20 protein-coding genes and 3 pseudogenes are annotated in these 22,949 nt (G+C 57.8%); 12 read left to right on the top strand and 11 right to left on the bottom strand.

All coding sequences use genetic code 11. The features are described 5' to 3' along the window. Positions 1-188 precede the first annotated feature (188 nt). A complete protein-coding gene (locus NLN62_RS08830; RefSeq protein WP_254108428.1) occupies positions 189-1,181 on the top strand; it encodes a hypothetical protein in 993 nt (330 codons plus the stop codon). Here NLN62_RS08830 and NLN62_RS53355 read toward each other — a convergent pair. Next, a complete protein-coding gene (locus tag NLN62_RS53355; RefSeq protein ID WP_371932938.1) occupies positions 1,144-1,695 on the bottom strand; it encodes a methyltransferase domain-containing protein in 552 nt (183 codons plus the stop codon). The two genes, NLN62_RS08830 and NLN62_RS53355, sit on opposite strands and share 38 nt — an antisense overlap. Before the next feature lie 310 nt (positions 1,696-2,005). Between NLN62_RS53355 and NLN62_RS08825 the strand changes: the two genes are divergently transcribed. Further along, positions 2,006-2,914, top strand: coding sequence for a tyrosine-type recombinase/integrase (locus NLN62_RS08825; RefSeq protein WP_254113392.1), 909 nt, complete (start codon positions 2,006-2,008; stop codon positions 2,912-2,914). A gap of 26 nt (positions 2,915-2,940) precedes the next feature. Here the strand turns inward: NLN62_RS08825 and NLN62_RS08820 are convergent, their stop codons facing one another. The 5 genes from NLN62_RS08820 to NLN62_RS08800 all read right to left on the bottom strand — a co-directional run bounded on the left by NLN62_RS08820 (position 2,941) and on the right by NLN62_RS08800 (position 6,018). Next, positions 2,941-3,129 (bottom strand): hypothetical protein, encoded by a 189-nt coding sequence (locus NLN62_RS08820; protein WP_254108427.1) that lies wholly within the window; start codon positions 3,127-3,129, stop codon positions 2,941-2,943. A 138-nt stretch (positions 3,130-3,267) separates the two neighbouring features. Next, positions 3,268-4,584, bottom strand: coding sequence for a type II toxin-antitoxin system HipA family toxin (locus NLN62_RS08815; protein ID WP_254108426.1), 1,317 nt, complete (start codon positions 4,582-4,584; stop codon positions 3,268-3,270). After that, positions 4,584-4,835: a helix-turn-helix transcriptional regulator gene (locus NLN62_RS08810; protein WP_027526114.1), complete on the bottom strand. Its 252-nt coding sequence runs from the start codon at positions 4,833-4,835 to the stop codon at positions 4,584-4,586. The genes NLN62_RS08815 and NLN62_RS08810 overlap by 1 nt, the downstream gene beginning before the upstream one ends. Before the next feature lie 306 nt (positions 4,836-5,141). Continuing rightward, positions 5,142-5,435, bottom strand: a complete 294-nt coding sequence (locus tag NLN62_RS08805) for a hypothetical protein (RefSeq protein WP_254108425.1) — start codon at positions 5,433-5,435, stop codon at positions 5,142-5,144. A 298-nt stretch (positions 5,436-5,733) separates the two neighbouring features. Next, positions 5,734-6,018 (bottom strand): Fic family protein, encoded by a 285-nt coding sequence (locus tag NLN62_RS08800; protein WP_254108424.1) that lies wholly within the window; start codon positions 6,016-6,018, stop codon positions 5,734-5,736. A gap of 145 nt (positions 6,019-6,163) precedes the next feature. Here NLN62_RS08800 and NLN62_RS08795 point away from each other — a divergent pair. Further along, a pseudogene (locus tag NLN62_RS08795) lies at positions 6,164-6,355 on the top strand (Ku protein); the annotation flags it as partial. A gap of 116 nt (positions 6,356-6,471) precedes the next feature. Here NLN62_RS08795 and NLN62_RS08790 read toward each other — a convergent pair. After that, the gene (locus NLN62_RS08790; protein WP_254108423.1) at positions 6,472-6,738 is read right to left on the bottom strand and encodes a hypothetical protein; all 267 of its coding nucleotides are present in this window, start codon (positions 6,736-6,738) and stop codon (positions 6,472-6,474) included. 565 nt (positions 6,739-7,303) lie between these two features. Then, positions 7,304-7,510: a cold-shock protein gene (locus tag NLN62_RS08785; RefSeq protein WP_254108422.1), complete on the bottom strand. Its 207-nt coding sequence runs from the start codon at positions 7,508-7,510 to the stop codon at positions 7,304-7,306. 499 nt (positions 7,511-8,009) lie between these two features. Between NLN62_RS08785 and NLN62_RS08780 the strand changes: the two genes are divergently transcribed. The 3 genes and pseudogenes from NLN62_RS08780 (at position 8,010) to NLN62_RS08770 (ending at position 10,142) form a co-directional block, all read left to right on the top strand. After that, positions 8,010-8,273, top strand: coding sequence for a DUF3551 domain-containing protein (locus tag NLN62_RS08780; protein ID WP_254108420.1), 264 nt, complete (start codon positions 8,010-8,012; stop codon positions 8,271-8,273). 235 nt (positions 8,274-8,508) lie between these two features. Further along, positions 8,509-8,632: pseudogene (locus tag NLN62_RS08775) on the top strand (NYN domain-containing protein); the annotation flags it as partial. Between the two features lie 175 nt (positions 8,633-8,807). Further along, the gene (locus NLN62_RS08770; RefSeq protein ID WP_254108417.1) at positions 8,808-10,142 is read left to right on the top strand and encodes an IS5 family transposase; all 1,335 of its coding nucleotides are present in this window, start codon (positions 8,808-8,810) and stop codon (positions 10,140-10,142) included. A 194-nt stretch (positions 10,143-10,336) separates the two neighbouring features. On the opposite strand, the gene NLN62_RS08765 is transcribed toward NLN62_RS08770, so the two are convergent. Further along, positions 10,337-11,059 carry a response regulator transcription factor gene (locus NLN62_RS08765; protein WP_254108415.1) on the bottom strand — a complete coding sequence of 241 codons (723 nt, stop codon included), beginning with the start codon at positions 11,057-11,059 and terminating at the stop codon, positions 10,337-10,339. 561 nt (positions 11,060-11,620) lie between these two features. On the opposite strand from NLN62_RS08765, the gene NLN62_RS08760 reads away from it, so the two are divergent. Then, entirely contained in the window at positions 11,621-12,091 is a 471-nt protein-coding gene (locus NLN62_RS08760) for a hypothetical protein (protein ID WP_254108413.1), read from the top strand. 60 nt (positions 12,092-12,151) lie between these two features. On the opposite strand, the pseudogene NLN62_RS08755 reads toward NLN62_RS08760, so the two are convergent. Then, positions 12,152-12,429 (bottom strand): annotated as a pseudogene (locus NLN62_RS08755) (coproporphyrinogen III oxidase); the annotation flags it as partial. Between the two features lie 705 nt (positions 12,430-13,134). Here NLN62_RS08755 and NLN62_RS08750 point away from each other — a divergent pair. The 5 genes from NLN62_RS08750 to NLN62_RS08730 all read left to right on the top strand — a co-directional run bounded on the left by NLN62_RS08750 (position 13,135) and on the right by NLN62_RS08730 (position 20,639). Beyond that, positions 13,135-13,329: a hypothetical protein gene (locus NLN62_RS08750; protein WP_027526088.1), complete on the top strand. Its 195-nt coding sequence runs from the start codon at positions 13,135-13,137 to the stop codon at positions 13,327-13,329. Positions 13,330-13,885: 556 nt separating this feature from the next. Then, complete coding sequence (locus NLN62_RS08745) at positions 13,886-15,403, top strand: Wadjet anti-phage system protein JetA family protein (RefSeq protein WP_254108411.1); 1,518 nt, start codon at positions 13,886-13,888, stop codon at positions 15,401-15,403. Continuing rightward, positions 15,393-16,034 carry a DUF4194 domain-containing protein gene (locus tag NLN62_RS08740; protein WP_254108410.1) on the top strand — a complete coding sequence of 214 codons (642 nt, stop codon included), beginning with the start codon at positions 15,393-15,395 and terminating at the stop codon, positions 16,032-16,034. Before NLN62_RS08745 ends, NLN62_RS08740 begins: the two co-directional genes overlap by 11 nt. Then, positions 16,034-19,471: an SbcC/MukB-like Walker B domain-containing protein gene (locus NLN62_RS08735; protein WP_254113390.1), complete on the top strand. Its 3,438-nt coding sequence runs from the start codon at positions 16,034-16,036 to the stop codon at positions 19,469-19,471. Before NLN62_RS08740 ends, NLN62_RS08735 begins: the two co-directional genes overlap by 1 nt. A 1-nt stretch (position 19,472) precedes the next feature. Continuing rightward, complete coding sequence (locus NLN62_RS08730) at positions 19,473-20,639, top strand: Wadjet anti-phage system protein JetD domain-containing protein (protein WP_254108409.1); 1,167 nt, start codon at positions 19,473-19,475, stop codon at positions 20,637-20,639. A gap of 621 nt (positions 20,640-21,260) precedes the next feature. Here the strand turns inward: NLN62_RS08730 and NLN62_RS08725 are convergent. Then, positions 21,261-22,580 carry a hypothetical protein gene (locus NLN62_RS08725; RefSeq protein WP_254108408.1) on the bottom strand — a complete coding sequence of 440 codons (1,320 nt, stop codon included), beginning with the start codon at positions 22,578-22,580 and terminating at the stop codon, positions 21,261-21,263. Positions 22,581-22,949: the final 369 nt, after the last annotated feature.

Raw genomic sequence — 22,949 nt, 5'->3', positions numbered from 1 at the left:
TGATGGCCCGCCCAAGCTTATTGCACCTGGAGGAAACACCCGTGGCCAGCTCCAGCTGTATAAAATGACCACAGTCTTTGTGACCAGCGGTTGTTCTATTGCCTTTTCTTCCCGGGTTACTAGTATTGGGACTTTCGGGGCAACCAATTCGGGGCTCCAACAACACATAACTCGGAATTATTGCACCTATGGAGCTCAAGGCGATCGATAGGACAGACCGCGGCGTTCGGCGGCTTAATGCGGCTCTAAGCATCTACAGAGAAACCATATTGGCTGAGGCGCAAAATCCGGAGCGCCAAATACTCTACTGGATCGACCACAGCAGGGAGACGCTGGCGGACGAGTTTCGATGCTTTGCGATCCAGAACGAAGGCGAGGTGATAGGATATTTGCAATACAGCTATTTTCGAGAAGAACACATTTTCTTTTTTGAATACCTTTGCTTAAGGGACCAGACGCGTTCCGGTCTGTTGCCCAGTGAGGCAGTAGAGAGCATCAGGGATCATCTCGCGCAGAACTATCGCCCAGAGTTCAGCATTGTGTTTGAAGTGGCGAGAAAGCGGACTGATTTGGAGGAGTGGTCCGCAGACAAGAAGCTCATTTCATATTTCAGGCGGCTCGGCTTTAGAACGGTGGATTTCAACTATCGATATCCAGTCCTTCAAAGTTACGACGGTGCGATCAGTTATCCCGCAGACCTGATGGTCTCGTTGCCAAGTGGACGAAGGGATTTATCAGCTTTCGAACTCAGGACCATTCTTAGATGTGTGTACTTCAAGCACTACCTACGATGGGATCGGCCATTCCTGGACGAGGAGAGCTTCCGCAAGCGTGAACTGCTGATCAACGAGCTGTACTCGTCGGAAGTATCAAAGATAAGTGGTGACGATACTTTTGGCACATACGGAGACGACAGGCGATCCCTGCTCACCCGGATTGCCAAACGTCAGCCACAGATCACCGCTCTGCTTGGAAAGATATTTGGGCCAAAGATGCCAAGGGTCCTGGTCGTCATGCTTGTCATGCTGGCCGCCCAGTCTTTTCTGGGCAGTAGCTGGATGTTAGTGCCGTTTGTGCTCGCGGTGGCTGCTGTTTACTGCCTTGGAGAAGATACTGATACATCCAGACGCCTTCTCCTGGTCATCATCTCCCGGATGTCTCTTTCACGGCAACGATCGTGAGTATGTCCGCCAAAACTGCTGGAAATTTTATTAGCTCAAGCCAACTTTGCGCCATCAGCGCTCGAGCCTCGCTAGCCCCGAGACGCTTTGCGAGCGCCGACCATGTATGGATTCCAAAGGTCTGGCGAACATCAAAGCTGTTGGTCTTGAGTAGCTCTCGAATATACTTGGGACTGTATCGCCACACCTTCTCGCAAGAGCCATTGTACTGATCGGACAAAATATCAGCGGCTCGACCGAACATCTCGCTTCGCCAATGTCTGATGCTGTGTGTGCTACCAAAATCGAATATCAGGTGGCCGCCCGGTGAGATGACGCGAGCGAATTCGCAAAGAGCGGCCGCTGGATCGCAGTACGACAACACCTCGCCAACACATACAATACATTCGAAGGCAGACTCCCGAAAAGGGAGCTGTTCAACAGTAGCGCAAAGGGCGTTTCTGCGTCCTCGTATGGGAGCTGCAAAGAGGTCGACGAAGAATTGGTCCCCAGACGCAACCGGAACCGCGTACACTCCGGCTCCCGCATTTAGGACGCGGGCACCAGACAAGCCGATGGCGGGAAGAAGGCTAGCAAGAAGGTTCGCCGTTTTCCTTCCAGTATACGTGTGCCACGGGTCCTCGTCGATGGCATCGACATCGTAACGGCTCCGTAGTTCGTCGCGCCTAAATCCTGCAGCCACCGTAGCGTCAATAATTCCGAGTTATGTGCTCTTCGGCCAGCCGATTGAGACGGCGTTTACCATGAACGAATTCGAGTCCATCCCAATCCCGAGTATCTTGCGATAGAGACAGACTGCGTGATGTGAATGGAGTGTGCTTGTGATGCTGATCAGCACAGCAGTCGCCGAGTACTTGCGGTATTGTGCGGTTGAACGTCAGCTCTCCGCGCATAGCCTCGAAGCGTATGCAATCGATCTGAACGATTTTCATCGGTTTGTAGGCTTGGATCGTTCAGTGGAATCGGTGGCTAGTGCGGATCTTGGGGCGTATCTCGCCGATCTGTTAGAGAAGCGAACGCTTTCGATTTCAACTGCGCGTCGACGCTTCGCTTGTCTGCGAACATTCTACCGCCGGATGGCAGCTTCGGAAGGCGTGACAAATCCGTTCAATGACTGGCGCCTAGAACTTCCACGGCGAAAAGGATTGCCCCGCTGTCTCTCGCGGACCGAAGTTCGAGGAGTGTTGTCAACCCTGGCAAGCGCGTGGAGAGTATGCCCCTCATCGCCGGCGCCGCTTCCAATCGCGGTTCGGCTGATGATCGCTACCGGGATAAGGGTTGGTGAGCTCTGCAAGATACTCGTTTCCGATGTGGCTCCGGAGGGAACGCGCGTCAGGATTCGAGGCAAAGGAGCAAGGGATCGACACGTGTATGTCTCTGATGCCGTGCTTCGGTCCGAACTCGTGCAACTCCTCGAGAGCCGTGCAAAGCAACCGACTAGGGACGCGCACCTTTTTGAGAACCGACGTCGGCGGCCAATGCGACCTCAGTCGGTTCGCGTTGCGCTTCGTCGCCATTCTGAGGTGTCAACCAGCGGGCGCCGGATTACGCCCCACATGTTACGTCACACGGCTGCAACTCTATTGATCGAGCGCGGTGTGGATATTCGGTTCGTTCAAAAATTGCTTGGGCATTCTAGCATCTCAACGACCGAAATTTATACTCACGTGTCGGATGAAGCGCTCCGAGTCAGCTTGGAAAAGGCTGACGTCCTGGCCAATTTGGCAGCATAGCCGGTCGAGATTGATAGCGGCAGACATCAGTAACTGAGCGAAAGGAGCTCTGGAGCGGAAAGTAGTCGCGGCGATAGAGCGTGATCTGAGGCCGGCAAACTGGACCATTTTTGGCTAGAGTTTTTCGCATCGATTCCCCGGCCCTGAAGAAGCCAGTGGCCGATCTCGGCCTCGACAAGCAGATGCTGCCGCCCGAGATCGTCGAAATCTTCCATCCCTATTCCGATACAAGATGGGACCGAGGTGCTCGCCTATGACCATGTCGAAGCCTTCGCCGAAAAATTCAGGGAGCGGGCCGAGCACACGCGGCCATGTGATCTCGATGATGTCGTCAATCTGTACCGCAGTGCTCGCTATGGCACTTTCAATGTACCCATGCGCTGCATAGCGGCGGCTTTCACGGAAGCGTGAATTGCTTTTGGAAATCCCTTTGGCAGCTCGCCTTCGATTTTGGCGAAAGCAACTTCAGCGGTGGCAGCTACTACTTCGATTGAGTCCTGTACCAGCTTTTTCGGTACGCCCGCTGCTTCGCCCGTCTGCACGAAATGCCGGCCCTGCACTTCGCTAATTCTGTGGTGGTTGTTTGTCCCCACAGACATTGCGAGCTTCATCTGTTTGCGTTGGATTTGGCCGGTGTCGAGGCTAGGTTGTGCCGTGAGCACGTCGTAGAGCGGTGTCAGGTGGTAGCCGCCGCCGGGCGAAAGGAAGATGCTGAAATTCTTCGCATGGCCGTCGGTTGCGCCAATTAGCCAGAAGAAAATTTGCGCCCTGAGCAGCGTCGCCTGATCATCGGCTGGCGTGTCGCTACCTTTGAGCAGATTAAGAAGCTTTACCATACCGGGGCCGCCGTCGCTCTGATATTTGCGCGTGGGTGGGACTGATAGGGCCTGACAGCAATCTTCCTGCGGCAGGCGGAGCAGACGGCCATCTCTCGTCCATCTCCGATCAAAGCGCTCGATTACCAGTGCCGTCGTCTTGCCGAAGGTCGTGATCTCCGCCCTGTTCACTGGAAGACCGAAAGACTCTGCTAACTTGAGACAGTAATATTCATTCTCGACGCTGTTCGAGAGATCGATGCCGTTCGGCAACTCCCCTATCTGCGTCTTGAAAATATGAGTTGTCGGAGTGGTGCCGTGCGGCTTGAGCCAGTTGCTGCCATGCTGCAGGAGCGCCGTCTTCTCCTGCGCGCCTGCCACGGAAATCCGGAACTCATCATCGCGCGTCAGCCCGAGCGGAGCCTGGGCAAGCCCTTTGAGAAGCTTTTCGATCGCCTCGTCGTCGACGACCTCGCCGGCGACAGTGTGACCATCGCCATGGCGACCATCATCTTCGTTGTCGCCGACGAATTGCAGAGCGCCGACGCAATCCCTGCCTATAGCCGCGAGCAGGCTGTAGGCGTCAGTCCCGGCGGCACCGACCTTTTGCGCCACACGGCGGCGCAGCGCATCAGAGTCGGGGAGCAGATTATCGAAGACAGCCGCGACGGTTTCACCGCGGAAGGCATCCTCGCGCAGCGGTAGCGAGAGCGAGACGGGTAGGGCATGCTCCCACCCGAGCCAGTCGTCCTCGTACCGGAATTCAATAGCGCCAGTTGCCGCCTTACTAAGGCGGCCGACAAGGCGGTCGTTGATGAGCACACGCAGCGGCTCATGGCGGGGGCGGCGCGCCATCAGAAGACGTCCTCAATGTCCGCGGGGCTGGCTTTGCCGCGGGTCACAATCCTGAATTCAAGGTCGAGAGCGGCGAGAACGACGAGGATGGTCTCCAGCCTTGCCGCCGGATTGCCGGTCTCGATCAGGGAGATGGTCTCTTGCCGCACTCCCGCGCGGTCGCCGAGTTGCGTCTGACTGAGGTCGCGCTTTTTGCGGGCGCGGCGTACCAGATTGCCTATCTGCTGTGGTGTCCTTGCTAAGTCGGTCATGAGTTTCTCCGACCTCTGTATGCGTCAAATCCGATAAAATCACAATATCGGATTTGGCGCATAAAGGCAAATTATGCGTTAGATTGCATAAAAGTGAATTATCGGATTTGGCGCATAGGCGGCATCCCTCGCGATCTCGCGCCGGCCGCTGGTCTATCACCTTCTCTAAGCGGCGCAGCGTTCCACTATGAAGCGGTTCAGCACTAAAAGTGCGCATCCGATTGCAACGAGCGCAAAACCTGCCCAAGCCGGGGCATCTGGATCGAAATATCAACCAGTTTCGGAAGCGGACTATATGCCCAAGGCCTACTGTCTGCTCAGATCGCAACCTGAAGCGAATGTCGGTATCGGTGGTTGTGCCACCCGCAACCAACGATTCTCTTGCGAAAGCAAGACGCTCAAAACCCCGGCTTCCGAAAGGACGTCGGGGTTTTTCTTGTTCGCAGCGAACCGGAGGATCGCGGCCAGGTCGCCGCGCAGCACGATCGCCAGCTCGGCCTCGTCAGGCACAAGCGTCACTTCAGCCGCCTCGGCCTTGTCGTCCTCGCTGTGCAGGCTCTCATAGAGCGCAGCGATCCGTTGGCGGTAGATCTCCGCCATGTTCGGATGCAGGAGGGGCGGTCGCTCCTCCGCGTTTGCCAGCAGCTAGGTCAGTTCTGCCTTGCGGGCTTCAAGACCACCAATCTTGTCCTTGAGCTGAGCGCCGGGGACACCATCCAGGATAGCTTGGATCGCTCGATCCAAATCCCGCTGGAGCGATCGGCGCGCGTTTCCTTTTCGCACCAGATCTCCATACGTCGCTGGACTTCAGCGGGCGCGAACAGCGACTCCATGAAGACCACCTGGTCCACGCAGCTTGTGAGGAAGAACGTGCAGAACTCTATTACGCCAGCCTGAGTCAGGTTACCCCGACCGTCGAGGTCTCCACGGCGGGCTCGTCGGTGGCTTGAAGCGCTGCCTTGTACTTGTCGACGGCGCGAGCCAGGCCACGCGAGACTGACCAGAGGCTGGAGCCGATACCAAGTACTTTGAGGAAGGCGTGCGAGAACAGCCGTGCCACGCGTCCGTTGCCATCCGCGAACGGGTGAATCCACAGTAGCCTGTTGTGTGAAGCCGCAACTCCGATGATGCGCTGGATCTTGGGCAGCTTCTCATTGTCGTAGGCGGGAAGCGAAGCGGTCAAGCAGAGGGCCGAGATCATCGGGAGCCGGGGGCGAAGTGGTGACCGACCTCGACGTGGATCTGTCCCAACTCGCCGGGAATGACCTTCTCTTCCTTCCCTGCCGTCGGGCCTTAAGGTCGGCGTAGTGATGATCCCGCTCACACGCGAGAACGTCGTCGATCTGATGGAAGCGCTGCGCCGCAGTGTTGGGCAGGAAGCGGCTCCGGCGAAATCAGCGAAGAAGCCGTGCAAGGCAGCGAGCGACCAGAAGGAGATGCTGCTGCCGATTGAAGGCAAGAAGCCGAAGAAGGCAGCAGTGTCCAAAAAGCCGTCGGCAAGCCAGCGCAAATCTGCCTAGGGCGTCGGAAGTCTGCGTGAATCAATAACGCCGCGGCGGCTTGCGCATGGGTGAGGACGCGCCTCACCCATGCTCGTGAATTGCCCCGCTAAATTGCCGCGCGCATCGAACAAACATCATTGCAGCGTACGCGGACCAGCCTCCATCGTCCTTGCCAGCAGCCGGTCTTCAAGCTGGCGGATCTTGTCCAACAGCTCATGAGCCGCGGCGGCATCGCGGGCGTGGTGATTGACGACGCCGCCCGTCAGAAATGCAATTGCCAAGGTTGCGTCGGAAACATCTTCATCCATAAGCACCGTCGTCAGCTTCTCGGCCAGCAGCTTTGCGCGGTCCAGAGGATCGCCTGTCGCTCGTGACGGCACGGGCCGTACCGGGTCTGCCATTCTAAGCTATCCTTGCGTGAGGTAATTTGTAGCATCTACATTCCCGAGCATTCAATCTTTCTCATCACAAATGCCAAATTTGGACGTGCAAATTCGCAGACGTCGTTGTTCCATAGCAATGGATTCCAAATTATCGTTATCGAGTCAGGAACGTTTCTCCACCCTGAAGGTCAGCTCTCGGATCGCGCAGCGGCGGGTCAGCGAATAGTCAGGGCCAATCGTCGATTGAATGTCACGCTGCGGAATCTCCTTTTTTTCATTAAGGCGCCTACGAGCATGTGCACCATCGATATTGACCCTGAGACTCCCGAACGATTTTGGCGGATACGCTACGACACCGCCCATGATCCGAATTCGCCGACTCTGCCAGACACTGGAAGCGGGGCAAATTGCCAGAACTTCGCCTACGAACTGCTGCGGCACTTCGGGCGACACGTTCCCAAGCTGCGATCAAGTAATCTTTGGGAGGATACGGCATATACGATCTCCGTCGACGAATACCGCCCGCTAGACCTCCTACTCTTCACCGCGGATCAATTCGGTCTACGAAGTCCTTTCGAAGATCCTATCCAACGCGGAGATTTTCAGCGGAAAGTTTCCCAGAACGACCGGTCTTAGGCTCGTAGCTAATTCGGGAGCCCTCCGCCAGGCCAGTGTGGCCAGCCTTTTCAACGGCACTAACGTGCACGAAGATGTCAGGCCCCCCATCTTCCGGTTTGATAAACCCATATCCCTTGGTCGGGTTGAACCACTTCACAGTACCGATTGCCACTGCTGTATCTCCATATTGAAGTCACTCAATTTAGACGAGGGCCGAGGCCGACATCAAGTGTGACGAGTGCGAAGACATTCCGATCCTCCCGCAGCTCCGATAGAGAGGGACATCCGCCCTGTTTGAGCACGTGGGCGTGACCGATCAGACAAGTCGTGGGATCGAGCCTTGTTGACCGACGGTTCGACCACCGAAACCAATTCGGCATTGCTGGCTGTCCTGTCCATACCCGAGCTTCGCCGGTCCGCAGCGCGAACGCTCGAATGACGCAGCAAAAATGCAATTTCGTCGCCGAAACGGCAGGAATATTGCGCGCGTTTCATCGAAAAGCAGATACCGCAGCCAGCGAACGCCAACGAGAGCTTTCGTGTGCGATTGTGACCTCTTCTCGGACAGTGTCCTGGCAGCGACCGCGGCGGGCTATTTGCCGTTGACCAAGATCAAACCATGCCGTGCGGATCCGCTATCCTCGGCAAGACTCAACGGAGGCTAGACTCTCATGCGTTACCTTTGCATTCTTGTGCTAGCGCTTTCCTTCATCGTCGGTCCTGGACCGCGTTCCACCGCCGCTCCACGGGATGGGAGCCGCATGCCCCCCGCTCCGCAGGACCTCTATTGCCTTCAGGGACGTAGTTGGGGCTATCCGGGCAATTGCCAGTTCTCGACCTATGGCCAGTGTATGACCAGCGCATCCGGCACAAACGCCTATTGCGGCATCAATCCGATCTACGCGTTCGAGCGACATGGACGGCTGCAGCGCTGATTGAAATCGCCGCCGAGGCGAGGTGAGTGTGCTTGGCGTAAGTCCCGCAAAATTAGACATGCCTATTCGAGACGCAGCAACGAACCATAGTTGGGCGCATGCCGCGCCAACTTTGCCGCCTTGATCTTGAGGCCAATCGCTGGCTGCGGTCCCTGTCGGACGCGATCTTTGGCCTAAGGCTTGCTCTCACACTCCCCCAACCAAATCTGCGTTCGCTTGGCCCAGGAGTGCCCCAGGGAACGGCAACTTCCGCCGGTTCCTGGAAGGCGTGCAGCGGCGCGGCGTGCACGTAACCGTGGTCTCGACGGCAGCCACGCAGCCCTGCGATGGTGGCCCACGAACTTCGCCGACAGGCTAATGAGTCGCCCGTGAAGAATTCGGAAGCAATTGGTCTGTCGCTGTGATTTGACGTGAGCAAGTATTCGATTGTGCAAGAAAGCCGTGGGTAGGTGTTGGTTTTCTTGCGTTTTTGGATTCCGGATTTGGCGACTTCGTGATTCCTTTGACGGCGAGATTCGCTGTTGGGGAGAACCCATGAGCCATCCGCGCGACGATCGTCAGGACGATCTGTTTCGTCCATCTCTGGAGAAGATCATCAACCTTCGCCATCCGTTGGTGCGTCTGGCGGCGGAGATCGATTGGGACTTCCTGGCGGGACGCTTCAGTTCGGTCTGTCGCCTCGGGCCGGGGCAGCCACCGTTGCCGACACGATTGGTAGCCGGACTGTTCATCCTCAAGCACATGCACAATCTCTCTGACGAGGCGCTGTGCGACAGGTGGGTCGAGAACCCGTATTTTCAGTATTTCTGCGGCGAGGTGGTGTTCCGGCACGACCTGCCGTTCGATCGCTCGTCGCTGACCCGCTGGCGCCAGCGGCTGGGTGAGGAGCAGATCGCCGCGCTATTGCAAGAAAGCCTCTCGGTGGCGCATCGAACTGGGGCGATCGAGACCAAAGATCTCGAGCGGGTCGTTGTGGACACCACCGTCCAGGAGAAGGCGATCGCGCATCCGAGCGATGCGCGGCTTAGGCACCGGGCGATCGAGAAGCTGGTCGATTTGGCCAAACGCGAGAGCGTCGAACTGCGCCAGAGCTATCTGCGCGTGGCCAAGCGCGCCGCCATCATGGTGGGGCGGTACACGCATGCCCACCAATTCAAGCGTGCCCGACGAGAGCTCAAATTCCTGCGCACCCGGCTTGGCCGCATCATCCGTGACATCAGACGCAAGATCGAGGGCGACCCTGCGCTTGAGGATCGCTTTGGTCCGCTGCTCGATCTCGCCCACCGGGTTCGCCATCAAGAGCAGCGTCAGCGCGGTCCCAAGGTCTACTCGTTGCACGCCCCCGAGGTGGAGTGCATCGGCAAAGGCAAGGCCCGGGCACCTTACGAGTTTGGTTGCAAAGTCTCAGTTGCCACGCCTGCCACCGCGCCCAAAGGCGGGCAGTTTGTGCTGCATGCCAAGGCCCTGCACGGCAATCCCTATGACGGCCACACGCTCGGTCCCGTCATCGCCGACCTCGAAAAGCTCACAGGTGTTGCAGCGCGCCGCATCCACAGCGACAAGGGCTACCGCGGCCACAACTATCCCGACCGGTTCAAGGTTTGGATCAGCGGCCAGGTTCGCCGTGTCACCAAAGCGATCCGTCGCGAGATGCGGCGTCGCGCCGCCGTCGAGCCTGTGATCGGCCATCTCAAGGACGACCACCGGATGCGCCGTAACCATCTCAAGGGCCGCGACGGCGACCGCATCAACGCCGTGCTCGCCGCCGCCGGCTACAACTTCAGCCTGCTCCGACGCTGGCTCGCGGAACTTTTACGCGGCCTGTTATCGATACTCTGTCGCCACCTATCGCAACCACACCTTGCGTAAAACGGTGCTCAGAAACGTTCTTCACAAACGACTAATGAGTTTGTCGTCTTACTTGAGCAGCCAAAAATCGGCCGCGTGGCCGCCAGGCGGCCGCGCGTCTCACCAGGTGCATCTCTCGAGCTCCTTTCGTGCATAGTGGCGGCGCAGAGCCGGTACTTTAGGCATGCATGCGTCGTCCGAAAGAGCGTGGTCGATCATCGTAGAGTGAATGCGGAGCTGCTGTCGAGATTTGCCGCTTTCGATCGCGTATGGAGGTGAATTACGTTTGATTTGAGGATGCTTGGACGTGCCGTTGTAACGTCTGTCCTCATGCTGTCGACGAGCCTAACCACCTCGACAGGTGAACGAAGCTCCAGTTTTCTCATCATCCGCGCACGATTAACCTTCACCGTCACCTCGCTGACATTCAGCCTGACCGCGATCTGCTTGGCGAGCAATCCGTCCGCAACCAATGGTAAGATGTCGCGCTCCCGTGCCGTGAGCCCCTCGACGCGTCGTCGCGCTTCGCGCACAGCGTGTTCGCGCTCAAGTCGCTTTCGGTCGAATTCGATGCCAACCCGCACCGCATCGAGAAATTCCTGCTCGCGGAACGGCTTGGGCAGGAAATCCACCGCACCACGTTTCATCGCTTCCACCGAGATCCGAACATCCGAAACGGCGCTGATAAAGACGATAGGAATCGAGACCCCTGACTCGTGGAGAGTGCGCTGCAGGTCTAAGCCCGTCGGAGATGTGCCGGGAAAGCGAACGTCCAGCACCAGACAAGACGGGCCGCGAAAGAAGTCCTCTATCGCCAATTCGTCAATCGAAGCAAACAACCTCACTCGAATCCCAGCATCCTGGCATAAAGTTTCAAGAGAGCTCCTGATCTGCTCATCATCATCAACCACATAAATCGTTGCCGGACTCGTAATCATGATCGATAGTCTCCTCGTCCAATTCATTTCGTAGCGGGAACCGATGCATCGGTTCCATCTTTGCAATTAATGCAATCCTAATGTAGCGGCGTGACAATGCTGCGATGTAATTCACGCTTCTTGAATTTTGAGTCTCCTGCTGGACATGCGCATTGAGATGATCGTGAGGCATGTCTGCAAGAATGATTTATCAGAAAGCAAGGAAGAACCAGTCCAATTTGAGAATACGTGCCAAGCGCCTGGACAATCGCGAGCGCTTGACTGCTCTACCGGACGTCCTCGGCTCGAACAGAATGGACGACCGCAGCCAGTAGTAGACAGTCGGCCTCGGTTGCGCCAGGCTCGCGGTAGTCCCCATGATGAGGGAGATCAGCGTGCGCAGTGGCCAAGCGCTAAACGTTGATTATCACTTCGCCGATCAGCTTGCGGTCTGTGGAAGCCGCGCAGGCTCAACGTGAGCATCATCGATAGCAAGTCACCACTACGGATCGGCAGTACCGAATGCTTCTAAGCCGAGAAGCCTCGAGCAACTTGAAACGTATCCCCGTGCGATCACGTTTCGTGAATATCGGGCTCGTCACGATAGCCGCGCTTCTTCGCGCGATTGGCATATGGTCGGAGATGTTCGCTAGATCGTCTTTCGCAATACGCCAGCCGAATTTGGCTACGTTCTCGTCGTTCGTTGATCTTCCCTACGACGATGTTGACTTGCTGAAGATCAAGCTCGCGATGAAAGTTGGCGGTGAATACAAGCTTAGCCAGATCGGCTTGCGCCGATGGCAAAAGTTCGCGCACGAAACGCGCGTTGATTCGGACAAACTAATTGCTAACCTAATCGCCATGGCCGAGCAGATTCCGGATCTAGTGACCGAGATCCGCGCGCGCACAAGAGGGATTGGGCAACGCCGTCACAGAGCGTTTGGCGAATTCATTAAGCGCGCGAGCAAGGGACTGCGAACGCCTTCTAAATGGAACGTAAACGCACCCTCCCATCGGGTGCCTTGGGCCGCGCTTGGCCCTTGGCCAGGGTAATATTCCCGTCGGGATCATCCATCGAGATCAACACTGCGATCATCGGTAGCTCTTTTGGTGCTCGGCGACCAAACGGATCTCTTCGCGCAGCACCGCCAAATAATCGAGGATCGGCCCATCCTGCAGGGTCATGGCGGTTGGCAAACCAGATACCGGCAAATCGATCGGCAGAACGGAATATGTAAATAGAGCGATACAGGCTCGTGGGACGGTAGGCGCCTTAGCCATTTCTCACAGGCCTCGACACCGACCTCAGCGGCGAACTGTGATACCGTTGGATAGATCGTATACCAAGGCGACTGGGCATCATAATACTTCTTTAGAGTTGATGACTGCAATGGTTGCTGTCCCTTGCCTGGAGCAGGGCCTTGTTCGCGATCGCTGTAGAATCAACACCAGCGGTGACGTAAAAAATCGTCTTCCAAGTGCTGCCAAGAGCTCTCTTCTGGCTGCCCGGCTGCAAGAGTGCTCGCCAGCGTCGAACCGACGAAGTCTCTTCGTGAACAATCCTGAGCAGCTTTAGCGCCAGCGTCCTCGCCTAAATCCGGCGCCCACAATCCATCGCCGGCTTAAGCGCCGCTTAGTATGAGTGAGCAACAAAACAAGCTGATGGATCATAGAGCTCTGGCCTCGATGCTATCGCTGTTGGGCCGGAGCCGAATTTACACGAAAGCGAGCAAGCCTCTTCAAACAGAGGGACATAACTTATTCGGAAGCAAGGACACATCCGCCGCTCTTTTTGATCCAAACAATGAACCTGCGGTATTGAGGATGGTGGCTGGCGAGTATGCACTCTTGCGGTAGGCCTCCTCGGGTACTCGGATAAAGTAGTCGACGAAAGTATAATCCGATCTGCCGGAGTCGTCGGTGAAGTGAACTTTCGTTCTTACTTGCAATCGATCACCTCTTACGAGCGCCAAGTTTGCGCGTATCACTGAGGACCTAGAGTGCCATTTAACTTCTAGGCTTCCATAGTAGGCCTCGAAACTCGGCGTCCGCGCAATACCCAAATCGCAGTCGGTAGGACGACATCTGCTCCACGCATGAACAAGCGCTTTGTCGAACTGCTGGTCGACAAATATGCGTGTAATGATGCCGGTGCTCCGATCCTCATTAGACCAGTTTCCAGCAAACTTAGTCATTGGCGTGCCACCGAGGTTGCGTGGCATAAGAGTGTTGGTCTGCTCGCCAAACGCTGGTTGGAGAAGCAGGAGCGCGAGCAGCATGACCGCGGATAATCGCAACATTGTTTTGTCCTGTTAGTTTGACATTCAACGGTTGGCAACAACCGTGCCAGCTAGCTGGACTCGTAAATGGGAGGTTTGGAGTGGATCTCGTCTCTGCAGCTCAGAGATGCCTCGTCGTAAATCCGACGATCCGCCGCGCCAAAGGACGGCTGCGTGGCAGACTTCTTACTTCCTTGTTCGATTTTGGCGCGACTTGATAGCTGCCTAACAGTTCACTATGGCATGAGTGTACCGTGTGAGAGGCTGACTGCGCCTGCGCACTACGTAGCGCACAAGGCTTCTGATTGCCGAGTTATTGCCTCGTGTAGCTCCTCCGAGCGGAAAACAGAGCGTGCGCGTCGCAGCCATTCGCGTTTCGTCCTGGCACGAGGCTACAACACGAACTCGGGTGTTCCCAACCATCGGGACAGGGCGACTGAAAGCGCGGTTAGGGACCCAAGGTCCTTCGGCGGATGGACAACCGCAGCTTGTCCCGGTAACATGAACGGAAAGGGAACGATATCGGTGCGTCCCGGTAGTTCGGGGCGATTGCCGGCAGGGGGCCATTTTGCTGTTTCGACACCTCAATGACGATGTATTTCTAGCATTTTCGCGAGATCACAAGCATCTTTACTCTCTCGTCTTGTTGGACTTACACGACCGCTTCTTCACTGGCGCGCCGGCCTTTCCCACTCCCCAAGAGGTCACGCACGCAATTTACGACGTGATGCGGGCCAATCCGTCGCTTTGGAACGAGAGCGACGACTTCGGCGAGCCACTGCCCGAGGTCGTGTCCGCAGGGCGCAGACGGATCAAGCGCGCCGCGGCGAGCAAGACCGAGACGGCGAACCGGGCTCTGATCATCGCTCGCCAACTCTATCAGCGGCTGATCGCTTGGGGCTGGCTCGAAGAGGAGGAGTACGGCCTACGCGTTACCGTCGACATGTCGATGGGACCACTTTTGGTGATCCAACGTCTGGCCAGCCTGAATAAAGACGTCTCTCAGAGGTTCGGCGGCCTCATCGTTACCGTCCGCGTGAACCTCGAGGCCGTGGAGAAGCTCAATCCAACGGTCGTCGACAGGAAGCAACGGCAGGTCGCGCTGGCGCTGCGGGAGGCACGCAACCAGGTCGACCAATTCACCAAGAGCCTACGCGCCATCCTGTCGGACCTGAAACGCATCCGCCGTACCGTCATGGAATCCAAGACGGTCGGCGATCGGCTCGAGGCCTTCTTCGAGGAATTCGTAGAGCAGCTTCTGCTGAGGGATTTTGAGTCGATATTGACGTTCAATCATCCTTACCGGTTCAGGGACACCATCGTCGATCTCGCGAGGCGGATTGCTTATACGCCCGCGACCATGCAGGTGCTTTCGGAGGAGTACGTCACCGCAGGCGTTTCGCCATCGATGTCGGAGGCGAACCTAGACGTCGAGGGCGATCTACTCGCGATCGAAAGCACCTTCGGTCATATCGGCGAAATGTTCGAACGGATCGAGGCCTTCCGGCGCCAACTTGAGGCACGCGTCCGCAACACAATCAAATACGCCGAGCGCGGCACCCACGGCCTGGTAGGACGGGCAGGGGATCTGGTGCGCCGGCTCGACGGGCTGATCGCGCGAGGGCGGCACGCGAACGCCACCGTCGAATGGAGTCTCGAGCCGCTTCGTTCGCCGTGGTCGGAATTCCACCATGCACCGAGCCGCGAGCCGCGCAAACCTATCGAACTAAAGCCCTTGGGCGATTGGCCCGACGATCCCCTCTACGAACTCCGGAAGAAATTGCGCAGGCGATACATCGAGAGAATTGCACCCGGCCCCAAGGAGGTTCAACGCTTCCTCGAAGCCCAGGTGCCCGTCGCGGGGACGAGAGAAGCACGATTTATGGCACTCGAGACGGTCGACGATTTCCTCGCCTTCGATGCCGCTCGTAGGTTTGCCTTGACCAACGAAATTCCGCCGGAGGTTAGCCTTCATTTCGAATTGGAGTTTGCGCCGGACTCGCCCCCTCATGATAGCGAATGGCTGCGGTGCTCCAATTTCATTGTCCGGCGCCATGCCCCTGCGAGGCGCCGCCATGCTCAGTGAATTCGAGGCGATCGAGCGCAGCTTGGGTGCGGAAAAAGCTGCCGACCTCAGGAAGGCAGTGCATTTCCTGTTGAGGCGGCAGTTTCTCTTCGCCGGCGATCCGCGAACCGGTACGATCTACAATGTAATCATGGACGGCCGCTTTCGGTCGGTCATCGATGAATTCTTCGACAGTTGCGGTTACCGGGTGCATCGGGACACCGAGGCCCAGTGGGCCGGGATCGTCGCTGTCGGCGAAGACGTGCCATTGCCACGCATGAAACTCGACGAGACCATCGTCGTCCTGGTGCTGGCCGCGCACTGGCAGGACGAAGTCAACGTCGGCGCTGTCGAAGACCGCGCCATAGTCGTCACGACGGTGAACGCCCTGTTCGACCGCTACAAGGACATGGTCCAACCGAACGGATCGGGCGCGATCTCCCTCGGTCGTTTTCGGGAGATCTTGAAGGAAGCGTCTCAAAGGAGCCTCGTCGATGTTGGAGATTTCGACAGCGAGGCGCAGGACTTCGAAGTTGCGATCCGTCCGATGATCAAGCTGATCAGCGGTTCGGACGCCCTGCAGCGGATCGAACGCTACGTCCGATCTCAGGAGGTGGGCGTGCCCCAGATGGTCGATGGAGACGAATCGTGATGGAGTTGCGTCATGTGTCCATGGTCAATTGGCACCTCTTCGACGTCGAAGATTTCGATCTGACCGGCCATGTGGGTGTTTTCGGTGAGAACAGGTCGGGCAAGTCGACCATACTCGACATGGCCCAGGTCGTGTTGACCGGCGGTAACAAGAACGTTCAGCGGCTCAATGCGGTCGCCGGCGACAAGGGAAAAAGCCGTAGCGCATCCAAGCGAACCATCGTGGACTATTGCCTTGGCGCCTTGGGGGAGGATGAGCGAAAGAGAGAGCAGGCTCGCACCTACATTTGTCTCGGGTTCGTAGACACCGAAGGCAAGCGGTCTCCGGTCACGATCGGAATGGCGATAGAGGCCCGCCGGTCGGAGACCAACGAAACCGTCCTCGGCCGCTTCGTCGTCACCGGCAAGATATTGAAGGCCGCGGACTTCATCGAGGTGAGGGAAGGCAAGCGATTTGCGGCAGAATGGGACGACGTTCGCAACCGGATCGTCTCGGCCGTCGGACAAGACAATTTCGTCAATCACCGGGACAAGGCGATCGATTACGTCCGAGAGTATATGCGCAAGCTGGTTCCGCATGCTTCCGTCGTCGGAGAGCAGAACGCAAACTCGCTTCAAAAGGCCGTCGTGAACGCAATGACGCTGGATCACGATCAGACCGCCACCGAATTCGTGCGCAATTACATTCTCGAAAAGAACAATATGAAGGTGGGAGAGCTCCGGGAGTCGATCCGAACCTACCGGAATATCAACGATACGATCCGGACGATGCGAGAGAAGCTGGAGGCGCTGGAGGCGCTGAAAGCCATTCTTGCGGAACTTGCCGACTCCCATGAGCGCAAGGCTCTGGAACAGTGGATATCGAAACGTGCCAATTGGTTTGGCGCACGTACGGCCTACCTCGCGGAAGTCGCGAAGTTCACGGAGGAGGCGGCGAAGCGCGATGCGGCCAAGGCCGAGATGGATTTCATCGATGACGACTTGAGAGCGATCGAGGCCGAAATCAGAAGATTGGACATTGCGATCTCCGAGCACGACGCAAAGAGCGGACGCAGCGCGCTCTCTCAATCGCTGACTTCCGCCTTGCAGGCGGGGCACCGTGCAAGCATCGAATTCGAGCGAAGGTTGGATTCCGTCCGTTCTCTGCAGGCGCTGGTCGCCATGAGGGATTTTGGCTTCGACGAGTTCATCCCGCTGATCTCCGGGCTGACGCGGGCCGCGGTCGGCGCGTCGATCGACCGGCCGACCGGTGGTTTGCTGGATACGGAAATTCGACTGATTGCCTCCGACCGAGCGTTGGTAATGAAGGTCGACCAAGCGCGCCGCGATCTGATCCGGAAGGCCGAGGACGAAAAGGGCCGGGCACTGTTGCTCGAGGAGCGGCTTCGACAGCATGCGAGCGGCGGAAGTTCGATTTATCTGCACGAAGACACGGAGCGCTTATGTCTCAAGTTGCGGCAAGCCGGGATGTCGCCCCGCGTGCTGTGTAACCTCATCGAGCTATCGGACGTCGCCTGGACGGCAGCGGCAGAGGGCCTCTTGGGCCGAGACCGGGAGGCCGTCTTCGTCGATCGGTCCGATATCGCTCGCGCCACGGCCATCTTCAAAGAGGGACGCCGTGAATTCCGGCGTGCTTCGTTGGTGAGCTTGAACAAGCTCGATCCGAACGGTCCCGGTCCGCATGCTGGAACATTTCCTGCGCTTTTCAAGTCCGACGATCGGGATGCCATTGCGTTCATCATCCGAAGGCACGGGACGGTGCGGCTGGCGGATACGATCGCTCAATTCAACGAACCCGGGCGGGCGATCATGAAGGACGGTCTTTACGACGATGGTTTGGTGCGAACGCACCGCGCGGCCGAGCCTTCAGACTTCAAGATCGGCAAGGCGGCGCAGACCCAGGCGTTTCGTGATTTGAAGGAGCAGGCCGAACAGCTTTCCGATGCGCACGCAAGGTCGGATGGTGCGGCCAAGCTCGCCGATGCGGCGTACGTCCAGCTCGGAAGGATCTTCGACGACAAGCTGCCGTCGTTCAAAACCATCGTCGCAGACTACGAAAAGTCGGAACTAGAGAGGAAAGAATTCGAGCAACGTATCGCTGCGCTGGACGGCGCCGGTGACGGCGGTCTGAAGCAAAAACGACAAGCCCAGTTGCAACTGAAGCGGCATCGTGCAGGACAGAGGACTCCGCAAGAAGACGCGCATCGTAAGCACACAAGGGCGGCCGACATTGCGATGCACACCATCGAGTCGGGAGAGGGGACTTCGGGCTCGAAGCTGGGGGCAAGGGTAGCCTGGGCTTCGTACGGGCAGTACCGAAAGCTATACGATCGGCAGTCGGGGCGGGGGGCCTATCGGTCTCGTTTCGAAAACCTATCGACGCGAGCCGTCCTGGATAGGCACAGGACGATCGCCTCCGAAGCGTCGAAAGCGGCGACCGGGGCGGATGATGACCGGATCAAGATCGAACGTCGCGTGCGAAAGGCGCTCGGAGATTATTTCGACCAATTCGGCGTCGTGTCGCAGGTGGGGACCGAGAGCGAGCCTCTGCAGGAAGTGCGACCGTGGATGGAGACGCTGATTCAGGAAATGGAGGAGAACGAGCTACGGCGGTACGAGAGACAGGCGGCGGAGGCGGCCGACAAGGCGAAGACGCTGTTGCGAGGCGAGTTCATCAACGCTCTCACGTCGCGCATCAGCAAGATGGAGCGCGAGCTCTCGGCCATGAATATCGGCCTGGCCGATCATCCGTTCCACAACGAACGGTATTCGTTTCACCATACGCGCCTGGTCGAATTTCAACCGATATTGAAGGTCGTCGAGATCAGCAAGACCTCGCCAGAGGCGCTCGACATGCTGTTCAAAGGGGACGAGGTCCCGGACGACTTTCCTCATCGCGACACGCTGCGGGAGATCGAGGCGTTGCTCGAGGATCCGGAGAAGGATTTCGGTCTCTTCGAGGACTACCGCAACTTCTTCACTTTCGAGATCCACATGACGGACATCGTCACTGGTCGACCCACGCGATGGGAGACGCGCCGGGGAACCGGGTCGGGCGCCGAGCAACAAGTCCCGATCTATGTGGCCATCGGAGCGTCGCTCGCGTCGGTCTACGGTAGCGGGAAGTCCGGAGCAGGACGTCCATCGGGCATGTCGGTGGCGATTTTCGATGAGGCGTTCTCGAAGATGGATGGAAAGAATCAACGGCAGATGATGAGCTTTTATAAGAAGCTCGGTCTCCAGATCATCATTGCCGCGCCAAACGAAAAGAGGATCGCCGTTCTAGAACATATCGATACTGTGATCGAAGTCGATCGAATTGGTGAAAACGCTCGGGTCACGGTGGCCGAGCTCAAAGAGCGGGCTCGCAGAGAACTCCAGGCGATGGACCCCGATCGCATGTCCGATGACGAGCTCAAAAAGATGGCCGCAGAATAGGATGCCGAGGCAGTTCACCGACGCGCGCCTGCTGATGTCGGATCTTCTAGACCGTTTTGAAGGCGGGGCCGAAAGCCCGATCGCTTATCCGGACTATGACGGGTTTCTCGATGTTGCCCAGATGGACAAGTTCATCAAGGAGCTCCGCGACGCGGAAGGACGCGGAGGGATCCGGATCGCCAGGGGGCGTGGACTCAAAAGCGAGCAGATCAAGCACGTCAGGCTGGAGAACGCCCCGTCGGTCTACGAACTTCTCGAACGGAGACCGGTCGGAGAGCTGATGGAGGTGGCCGCTAACCGCCTGCTCGACGGACTGGAACTGCCTGTTGAATTTCAGGGCTCGGTGGATGGGCTTCGGTTGGCCTGGTCACGCGGGCGCGAATGGCAGGGCTTCTCGCTCGACGACGTGGATCGCCTAAGGCCTGCCTTCGTGATGGCGAAGGCTATATTGGAGGGCAAGCATGCAGGCCTAGACTATCGGACGTTTTCCCGTCGCTTCGGCGGGGAAAGTAAGCGGCTCGAAAGGCTGGAAGGACCCGTGGTCAGGCTTCTGAGCGGAGCATTGGAGCTTCCGCCGGGCGCTCGCCCCAGAGATGCGCTTCGGACACTAGGACTCGAGAAGTTCGCCCCCCCAATGCTGATCTCCGGTCGGCTCGATTTTGACGTGGCCGAGTTATCGGCCGCAGGGCCGAAGTATTTCGGCATTTCACCGGACGAGGTCCGACGTCTGAGGGTTCGAGAAAAGCCCCAATATGTTTTGACGATTGAGAACTTCGCCAGCTTCAATCGTCATGTCAGGGAGACCGACCCGGAGCGCGCCGGCGTCACCATCTACGTCGGCGGATACCCTTCAATGGCGACGCAGGACGCCCTAAGAACCCTAGCGACGACCCTGCCTATCGACGTTCCGTTTTACCATTGGTCGGATATCGACCCGGATGGCACTTGGATCTTCCGCACCATCGAGACCTCAATCGGTAGGGCGCTCAAGCCCCATCTCATGTCTGCGGATTTGGCCGATAGGCTAGGGAAGGCGCCGACAGAAAGACTGAGATTGCCCGCCGGACCTGTCACGTCAGCTATTTCGGATCTCATCGCCTATCTTCGACGTGATGACGCCAAGTGGTTGGAGCAAGAGGAACTCGATCCCGTGCGGCCCCAATCGTGATCTTCTTGACGAGCTCGACCAGGGAGCCGAACGATCCCTCGACCTTGCGTCTGCAGCATTTGAAGGAGGGGACGAGATCACCGTGAGCCGCAAGGCGAGCGGGACGCTGGTCATCGACGATCTCGAGGATGGGCAATCTCTATCTGATCGGCACCGGTAGGCATGAGCCGCGATCCCGTATTTCGTTCCTTTCAATATCCCGCCCCCGATATGGTTGCCGGTTCAATTGCCCCGATCATTTCGATCACTCGAGTATCCACCTTCGTATTGGAGGGGCGCGGCCAGACAAGCTGGTAAGTTTCCGATTGCCATCCTAGCTTTCCAAGTAAGAGGTCATCAGGAAACCCTAGCGCGCATGCTGCAACGGCGCGAATTCGAAGTCTCATCGCGCGCCTCCTCGAAGTGTGGAGTCCTTGTAGTAGCCGTGCGAACAATGCCTTTGATGTGCGGGGCGGTCGGCATCTCATCCGACCGCCTCTCTTGAGCCTATCGGCGGCCAAAGTACGAGACTAAACACCTAGATCCTTCCCCAGCCGACAAGGTGGCGCTCGTGGCTCGGCCGAAGTCAGGGGTCTCGCTCACTCCTTGTTGCGGCTGTCGGACGGGTCGCGTCCACAGCCATTACGTGCGACGCGTTAGGAAGACCCGAATATCGTTTTGCTTACGTGACGGGCCCAATGTTGCCGTGTATGGCACGCCACCAATGGTGAAATTCGTCTGCTGCTGGTCCTCGTTCGGCAACACGCCCATGTAGTGCATGCCCCGCATGAGCTCCACAGGCGCACGTCGGTCGCCGTGCACCCAGCCCGGGACGTACATTGTTAGATCCGGCGCGGTCGGCGGCGCGGGAGGCATGTATGGAGCCCCAAAAATCGATGCGCCGACCCCTTGCTCCCACGATGGGCTTGGCTGATTGACGCTTGGTGCTGGCGAAGGTGCCTCCATTCCGCGCCAAAAACTCGACGTGTTGCCCCAACTCTCGGCCGGCACCTGGCCCCGTTGATCCACCCCCGCCCAAAACTCCGCCGAATTGTAACTGGCCGCCGGAGAAGCGCCGAGCAGCGGCACCGTATCAGCCGCTTCCCAAAGCTCGTCCTGGTTGAAACTTGAGACCCGCGACGGGGATGATTCATGCACTGGCGACAGGGCAGGCTGATGCACTGGCTGGTTCGCGCTACCCCCCGCAGCACCCGACGTACCCTCTCCAAGAGTCTCACGGTACTTCTTAAGCATGCGCAGTCCCCCCTTGACGTAGCGGTCTCCCGGATACAGGTCGTTAGCATAATCCTTCAACGTCTCATCGCTGAGCGCGGAGAGAGACAGCCCGTGACGGGTGTGAAGCGCTTCAGATAGCTTACGGAGACCCGTATTACCGTGTTGTATACTGTTCGTCGAAAGCCCCCCGCGGATCTGCTGCATGATGCTGCTCGAGCGCGCCTCGCGAGCCGCATTACCTGCCCGCTCGATGAGGTCGGCGTCTCCGGGAGTGACTCCATACCGCATCCGAGTATCACGAGTCCCACGGTACAGCCGAAGCATGCTCAACCCCTTCCTGACCTTGGCTTCACCCGGGAACAGTTGCTGGGCATAAATCTTCAGCGACTCGTCGTCGAGCCGAGAGAGAGACAACCCGTGAAGGTCGTGAAGCCTTTCAGATAGCATACGGAGACCCGATCTGTTGTTAACTAAAGTTGAGTCGCTTATGGTTCTGTTCGGTGTCGTCCGTGCCGCATGATCCGCCCTCTCGATGAGGTCCTCGTCTCCAGGAGCTGCCGTATACCGCCTTCCATAATCGGGAGCGTCCGGCTGGGCAGCCTCTTCGAGGTGCTGCTCAAAGACGCCTGGCGCAGCCTCGTCAGGTTGTTCCGCCTGCTGCTGTGCCACCATGGCGTCGTAAGCGCTTCGATCGAAACCAAATAGATTGAAGTTGTCTCGGTCCATCTTAGTCTCCTACGTTCGTCCATCACGTAAGCATGCGGCCTAGATCGTCCATCACGTAAGCATGCGGCCTAGATGCTACTCGGGCCGGCTGTCGGGGAGCTGACGAGCAGCCTACGTAGGGAGCGCTGAACCGGAGCGGCGGCCGCTCGGCAATCAGGGTCCTTCAGGTTGTTTCGAAGTGGCCTTCGCATCTACACCAGCTTGAGCTTGGCATCTTCATCAATTCCGTTCTTGGTCACCCGAAGTCACCTAACGGTGCGTATCCTGCCAACAGGCGTGACGAGCTTAAGCGCGCTATTCGGGAGGCCTGGTACTGGCTGGAAGGTGCGGCCCTTCCGATCCCACATCCCGGATACCTTGAGCCCAATA

The organism is Bradyrhizobium sp. CCGUVB23 (genome assembly GCF_024199885.1).
In the GTDB taxonomy this organism is placed as follows: Bacteria; Pseudomonadota; Alphaproteobacteria; order Rhizobiales; family Xanthobacteraceae; genus Bradyrhizobium.
Note: the sequence above shows the minus strand (reverse complement) of the source record. Positions and strands in the feature narration are given on the sequence as shown.